Genomic DNA, 6,233 nt, shown 5'->3' with positions numbered 1-6,233 from the left:
AGAATTCTGTTCGCAAGCTAACTCCTGAGTATCCCAATCTTTCACCCAATTTTCTTGGGTTCCTCCATCAGCTAGTTCAATTTCCTGTTCAAGTAATTCCACCAGAAACCCTGTCACTCTGTCTGTCAGCAAGTAATCTCTCCCACCCTCAGACAAATCAGGATCCACATAAAAATCTTCTCTGCGCCACAACTCCCAACGACCTGTTTCTGAGTTTTCCTGCATCCGATAACCGATCTCATGCAGCCTAGGGTCTTGTTCTCGCCATTCTGGATAGAAACGAGCACGACGTGCAGCATGAAAGTCAATTGCTGAAGAAGATTCTGCTCCTTGGGGGCCATCAACAAGCCTAGCAATTAAACCTGTCTCGAAGCTATCAATTTGAACCCCTGTACTCTCTGATTCATTCAATTTGACTAGGAGAGATAGGTACTGCATGGCTTGCAGATCATCTAGTATTACCTTCATAATTAAACGTAATTCTTCACGACCGCGCAAGGACTTCTCTACGCTTAACGAGGTCCTGGATATTTGGGAGAAGCTGCTGTAGAGCAAGGTTACCAGCAGGCCGAGAATCGCCATAGAAACCAGCACTTCCAATAAGGAAAATCCGCTGATTTTTCGAAAAAATGATTTATCTTGGATCGGTAGGTTTGACGTAGAGTTCGGCATCGTAGCTATATTCGGATCCTGCCTCATTCCATTTCAAGCGGTAGTAGATCCGTCGGATGATGATGCCAGGCAAGGGTTCAGTATCTTCAATTTCTCGTTCCCATGCAAAGCCAAAAAGAGGATCTTCTTCCTCAGCAATTTCTCCCTGCGCCAACGAAACTGGGGCCTTCAAGCTACGTTCCCAGCGCAGCAGTTCATTCTGAGAACCTGTGATCGCCCGCCATAGATTCTGTGTAGAATTAAGGATGAATAGTGATGTGGAGAAGCTTTGGTATATTGCGATCAAAGTCACCACCAGGATAGACATCGCAACCAGCACTTCGAGAACGGTGAAACCTCTTGGAAGTTTCATGTATCCTCAGTGTTGGGATTCAACATTTCTACTCGGCCCAATAAGCCTTTGGTAATAATCTCCCAAGTTTCTTCGGGTTGCTCACGTTCCCTGAACTGATAGCGGAAGGGAGTAACAAATCCAGAATTATCCACCAAGATTTCAACTTCCTCTGGCTGAATCAATTCTCTCTCTTCCTGGGTCAGTAAAACTGCTGCAATCTCCCAATCCTCTGAAATCAAATGAGGGCGCAAGGTGCGTTCAGGATGATCCTCTGCAAATGCTTCACGCTCACCACTGTCTTCTTCTTCAATGCGGATTTGCTGATTCTGCAAATCGAACACCAGCCAGTAGGTCCGGTTTTGGAGAATTGCATCATTGCGGAGCTGGCGGAGGGTTCTCGTCAGATAACTCAGTTCCTGCTGAGGAACCTGAGTCATTACAGACTGAAGTTGGGGGATTGTCAGCCCAAGGATCAGTGAGATAACAATGGTAGCAAAAGTCAGTTCAAGGAGAGTAAAGCCCCGATAGGCTTTCTCAGCGCGCATCGTTGGAGGAAATGTCGGCATCCAATTCAGTTCCACCTTCCATCCCATCAGCACCCAGTGACATAATTTCGTAATCGTTACCATCGCTGGTGTAGACAAACTCATTATCCCAGCCATCCATTGGCAGTTGTTTACTTCTCAGATAAGGCCCATTCCAATTTTTTGGGATAATGCCGACTTCTGGACGCTCTAGCAGTGCACCAAGTTTTTGATCAGTTGTGGGATATCTTCCATTGTGTAATCTGTACAGGTCCAAAGCCGTCTCCAAACCACGAATCTGCGTTTTGGTAGCATCAACCGTAGCTTGTGATGCAGAATCGAACAGAGAAACGCCAATAATGCCCACTAGCAATCCAAGAATCATGATGACGACCATGACTTCGATGAAACTAAAGCCTTTGCGACGACGGTGTAATGGGCGTGTGAGAGGAAAAGTTACGTTAGACATGAAAAATTGGTGAGCAGAGTTAATGGAAAATTAAGAGAAGATACAAAAATTATAGTGTAACTTTTTGACAGTCGCAATCAACTATGCGGGAAAGTTTGCAACTACCGTAAAGGGGAAGGTTTATATGTTCTGAGAGAATTAGGTACCAAGAAACCCATGTGTGACATCAACTGTAACCGACTCAGATAAGCTGCCCCTCTCATTAGATGTTCAGCTACATCAACAACTGATCTTTGTTGAGGATCAGCAAGATAAGAATCCTTTGTCCAAGCATTGAAAGCTCCCATCGCTGGGCCACACCAAATCTGATAATCAGCCTCACGGCCTTTTTCACCGATATTCGACCAACGCGACGATAGGCCTAGATACCATCGAAAAATCAAAGCCATTTTTCGCTTGGGGTGATTTTGAGCTCGCTCCACTTGTTGAGGATCACGTTCTAGAAAGAAAGTTTCTGTCTGCTCCCAAATTTTAGTAAGCGGTTGACGAAACACCTGCTTCTCAATTTTATCGCGCTCTTCATTAGGGATTTCTTCAATAGAATCATATCGACGGTACAACTCATAAAGTTTCTGAGCCCGCATCGGAAACATGGTTCCTCGCTTGAGCACCTGTAGTTGAACCCCCATCTCAAACATATCTGCAGCTGGAGCCATAGTAACATCTGCCATCTCCGCTTGTGCCAATAATCGACGGGTGTGCTCCGATGCACCCGCTTCATAGCAGGCCTGATTCACAGAGCCAATCACCACATAAGCAGCTCCCATTGCAAACGCTCCCATCACAGCCTCTGGTGTACCCAAACCACCACCCACCCCGATTCTGGTTGAATAGGGTCGCGCCTCCTGAATCTCATCCCGTAATTTAAGCATTGTCGGCAAGAGAATTACGAGTGGACGATTATCCGTGTGTCCCCCAGAGTCTCCTTCCACAGTCAGGTCGTCTGCCATGGGCACATGAGTTGCCAAATTTGCTTGTTCCTGTGTTATCCACCCTTTCTCCAAGCATTGTTTCAAATATTTTTCTGGTGCAGGTTCCAAAAATCTTCGAGCCACCTCTGTTCTGGAGACTTTTGCAATCACCCGATTACTGATCTCGATACCTCCATTAGTTTGGTGAAGACCTGCCACGCGATACCTTACAATAGAAGCGGTCAGATCCAAAAATGCACTTGCTTCAACGCAACACACCCGATTTTGAAGATAGCGCTCGACAGCTCCAATTTCCAAAGCGGGCTCACTAGGGCTGTGGATCAAATTGAACGCATAGGTACCATTAGGCAAAGCCTGCTGAATCTTTTGGATTGCTGCCTCAATATGAGAAGGCACCAAGCCAGCCGCACCAAATGAAGCTAAAATTCCTTGTTGGCCAAGAGCAATTACCAGTTCCTCAGAGGCAATCCCATTTGCCATTGCTCCTGCATGATAGGCATAGCGAGTACCATGAGACTGGCAGAACCCAGGATCCCCCAAAAGGGATGGAGACTGCACCGGTAAAATTCCAATCAGAGATTGGGTCAGTTGATTTTCACTCGCAGATTGCGAAGGGATCCATGTGGCTAGCCCATCAGGACTGTTGAGTAAATAAACTGGTTGGTCAAGATTGAGCAGGTGAGCGTGAAGTTTTTGGGGTTGATCAGCAATTTCAGAACGGGGTACATCAATTCTTCCTAGTTCGGGTAGTCTGGGATGGTATCGCAGCACGGATTCTTTCACTTATTTTTATCATCATGAAAAAGGTTATCCATTGTTTTTCCAGAACTTTTCACAGCATTCTGTGGTGATCGTTGACGACTTGCAACCACTAATGACCTAGGTTTGAACGCAAGTAGGTTTGCTCGTGAACACTCAGCCGTTCTTGCAGGAATCATAGGGATCAACAGATACAGACTCCGAGGCAGCACCTCCACCTGCAATTGTTGAGTCTCAGTCGTCCACCCACCATGTGGTGAATACATTTGAAAATAATTACCGTGCAATTGGACAAATTCACCCTTACCAAGCCAATTTTCACTCGGTGGCACATGCTGCATTTTAGCTACTCCGTCTGTAGGAGATGAAAATTTAGCTGTATAAACCTGAAGATCATTTGCCTTGAGCAAATTACTGTGATTGATCCGCCAAGAATGCAAAGGCTCTTGATGTAAAGCTAATCTAAAACGTACCTTGCCCTGATGCGTCCACTCCTCTTCCCCAATGGTGACAATAGAGCTAGAAGGTTGACCACTTGCCTGAACGATTATTTCGTTCCAAAAGTACGTGGTCTCGAGTTGTGAGTTTTGGTCCGTATATCGAGCTTTGATAACGTTGACCGGGACTGCATGCCCGTTTCGGAAGGTATGCAAGAGGGAGCTGAAAGTCTCAGATGTCTGTAACATGGAGAACCATGCCTCTTTCTTTGTAACCTGCCAAAACCCAATCTCACAAGGAGGCTGTCCACTCTCAAACTCCTTCATCAGTAGATGAAAGCTTTGTGACAATAGCTCTGGACTACCAATGATAACCAAGCGATTACTGCCTCCATGCAACGCCTTACGTATTTCTTGCTCTAGCATCATGTGAGGGGTCAAGAAAGAAAGTCCGGCTGGAGTCAGACGTTCCATAATTCTCAAACCATGTCTGCACCAAAAAAACCGCATGTGTGGTTTTCGACAGTCAAGTATCAGATGGAGTGAAGTTTTCATCAGTTTCCCATGACTTGGAGTGGTGCCAAGGCAAGATCGATTTGTTTTAACAAATCAGCAAGCAAACCCTGATTTTCCAGAACTACGTCAGCATAAGGTAATCGTTCCTCCTGACGAAGTTGCGAATCGATTCTCACCTTGGTTTGCTCAGCAGTTAGACCGTTTCGGATTTTCAAACGTTGGAGGATTTGATCTTTTGGAGCAGTCACCACCCAGATTTGATCACAACGTGATCTCCACTGAGATTCTATCAGCAGAGCTGCTTCCAAAAAAACAGGTTTCCCCGAATCCAAAAAACTAGTCAAATCTAGCAGGCGTTCTTCAATTAATTGGGCGATCGGTGGATGAGTGATCTGGTTAAGCTGCTCTCGGGCTTTTCTGTCATTGAAAATAATGTTGCCAAGAGCCCTCCGATTGATCTCCTTGTTATCAGTCAGGATCCCTTCACCAAAAGTTTCCAAAATCTGGTCATAAGCTGGTTGGCCTGGATTAAGGACTATATGGCCAACTCGATCTGCATTAATGACCGGATAGCCTTTTTCACGAAGATACGCTGCAACTGTACTCTTTCCGCAAGCAATTCCACCCGTCAACCCAACAAGCGGGTGACCTGCTTCCATCACCAGACCTGCTTGACAAACTTCATCGGACGCAATCGCTCCACAATTTTATGAAAAGTGCGCCAAGATATGGGCTCCAAACTTAGCTCAATCACAGCTTCCTGTTCATTTTTCTGAAAACTTCTCGAGTCCAGAATTGCTACTCCTGCGTCTTTGATGACTTTCGTGATTTGAAATAAAATACCTCGATCATCGATGGTCAGCAGATTCAGTCTATAACCCCTAAGACGAGATTCTGGCAAAGCCCAGTTGATCTGAACTGGAGGAAGTCCTTTACGGGCTGGTATATTAGTACAGTTGCCACGGTGAATCTCCATTTCTTTCTGATCATTCGGAATGCCCAGAGCGCGGTCACCTGGAATTGGATGACAGCATGCGCTCAGATGGACAATGCTTTCATTTTCATTTTCAACCTTAAAGACAGGCACTTCTTTTGTTTGAAACCAAGCTCTGAGGCGGGCAATACCATGCAAAGCCTGATTTGGTAAGAGTTGATAGGTCTTGAGGAAGGTTTTCAATTCTCTGCGCTGTAGTCCCAATTCTTCTAGGAAACGCTCCTTTGTCAAACGCTCCTTCACCAAGGCTTCCTGAACATTTTCTTGTTGGAACCATTGATCAACGTTCTGCTGAAAATGGAACAACTCACTCACCAAAAAATTATGTCCCACTTCTTGGGCTTTTCGGGAATTCTGCTGTCTCAGGCTACGGCGAATGTTCAGGTGACTTCTCGCTGTGATTGATTGTTCCAGCCAGTTTCGGTCGGGATGCTGATCTGGACGAGCCAGGATTCGCACTGATTCACCATGCTCCAGTTTACGGTCACGTGAAACCCAATTTCGGCTACTCTGGTCCGCACTTTGGGAGCGTGGAGCATTCACCAACGCACCCACACAATGGGTTCCTAAATCAGTATGAATCTGAAAGGCAAAAT

The 6,233-nt window shown here is 45.8% G+C and carries 7 protein-coding genes and 1 pseudogene; all 8 read right to left on the bottom strand.

Translation table 11 applies throughout. The annotated features are described in order from the left end of the window. On the bottom strand, positions 1–672 hold a 672-nt coding region (locus tag P8O70_00315; protein ID MDG2195326.1), incomplete at its 3' end, for a prepilin-type N-terminal cleavage/methylation domain-containing protein. Then, the gene (locus P8O70_00310; GenBank protein ID MDG2195325.1) at positions 635–1,024 is read right to left on the bottom strand and encodes a prepilin-type N-terminal cleavage/methylation domain-containing protein; all 390 of its coding nucleotides are present in this window, start codon (positions 1,022–1,024) and stop codon (positions 635–637) included. The genes P8O70_00315 and P8O70_00310, both read right to left, overlap by 38 nt. Continuing rightward, the gene (locus tag P8O70_00305) at positions 1,021–1,572 is read right to left on the bottom strand and encodes a hypothetical protein (GenBank protein MDG2195324.1); all 552 of its coding nucleotides are present in this window, start codon (positions 1,570–1,572) and stop codon (positions 1,021–1,023) included. Before P8O70_00305 ends, P8O70_00310 begins: the two co-directional genes overlap by 4 nt. Continuing rightward, positions 1,541–1,999: a type II secretion system major pseudopilin GspG gene (gene gspG, locus P8O70_00300; GenBank protein MDG2195323.1), complete on the bottom strand. Its 459-nt coding sequence runs from the start codon at positions 1,997–1,999 to the stop codon at positions 1,541–1,543. The genes P8O70_00305 and gspG overlap by 32 nt, the downstream gene beginning before the upstream one ends. A 101-nt stretch (positions 2,000–2,100) precedes the next feature. Further along, positions 2,101–3,471, bottom strand: a pseudogene (locus P8O70_00295) (PfaD family polyunsaturated fatty acid/polyketide biosynthesis protein). Between the two features lie 239 nt (positions 3,472–3,710). Further along, a complete protein-coding gene (locus P8O70_00290; protein MDG2195322.1) occupies positions 3,711–4,601 on the bottom strand; it encodes a hypothetical protein in 891 nt (296 codons plus the stop codon). 80 nt (positions 4,602–4,681) lie between these two features. Then, a complete protein-coding gene (coaE, locus tag P8O70_00285) occupies positions 4,682–5,302 on the bottom strand; it encodes a dephospho-CoA kinase (GenBank protein MDG2195321.1) in 621 nt (206 codons plus the stop codon). Then, on the bottom strand, positions 5,302–6,233 hold a 932-nt coding region (locus tag P8O70_00280), incomplete at its 5' end, for a TGS domain-containing protein (protein MDG2195320.1). The genes coaE and P8O70_00280, both read right to left, overlap by 1 nt.

This window comes from SAR324 cluster bacterium, from assembly GCA_029245725.1.
Classification (GTDB): domain Bacteria; phylum SAR324; class SAR324; order SAR324; family NAC60-12; genus JCVI-SCAAA005.
This window is presented reverse-complemented; position numbering and strand designations above follow the sequence as displayed.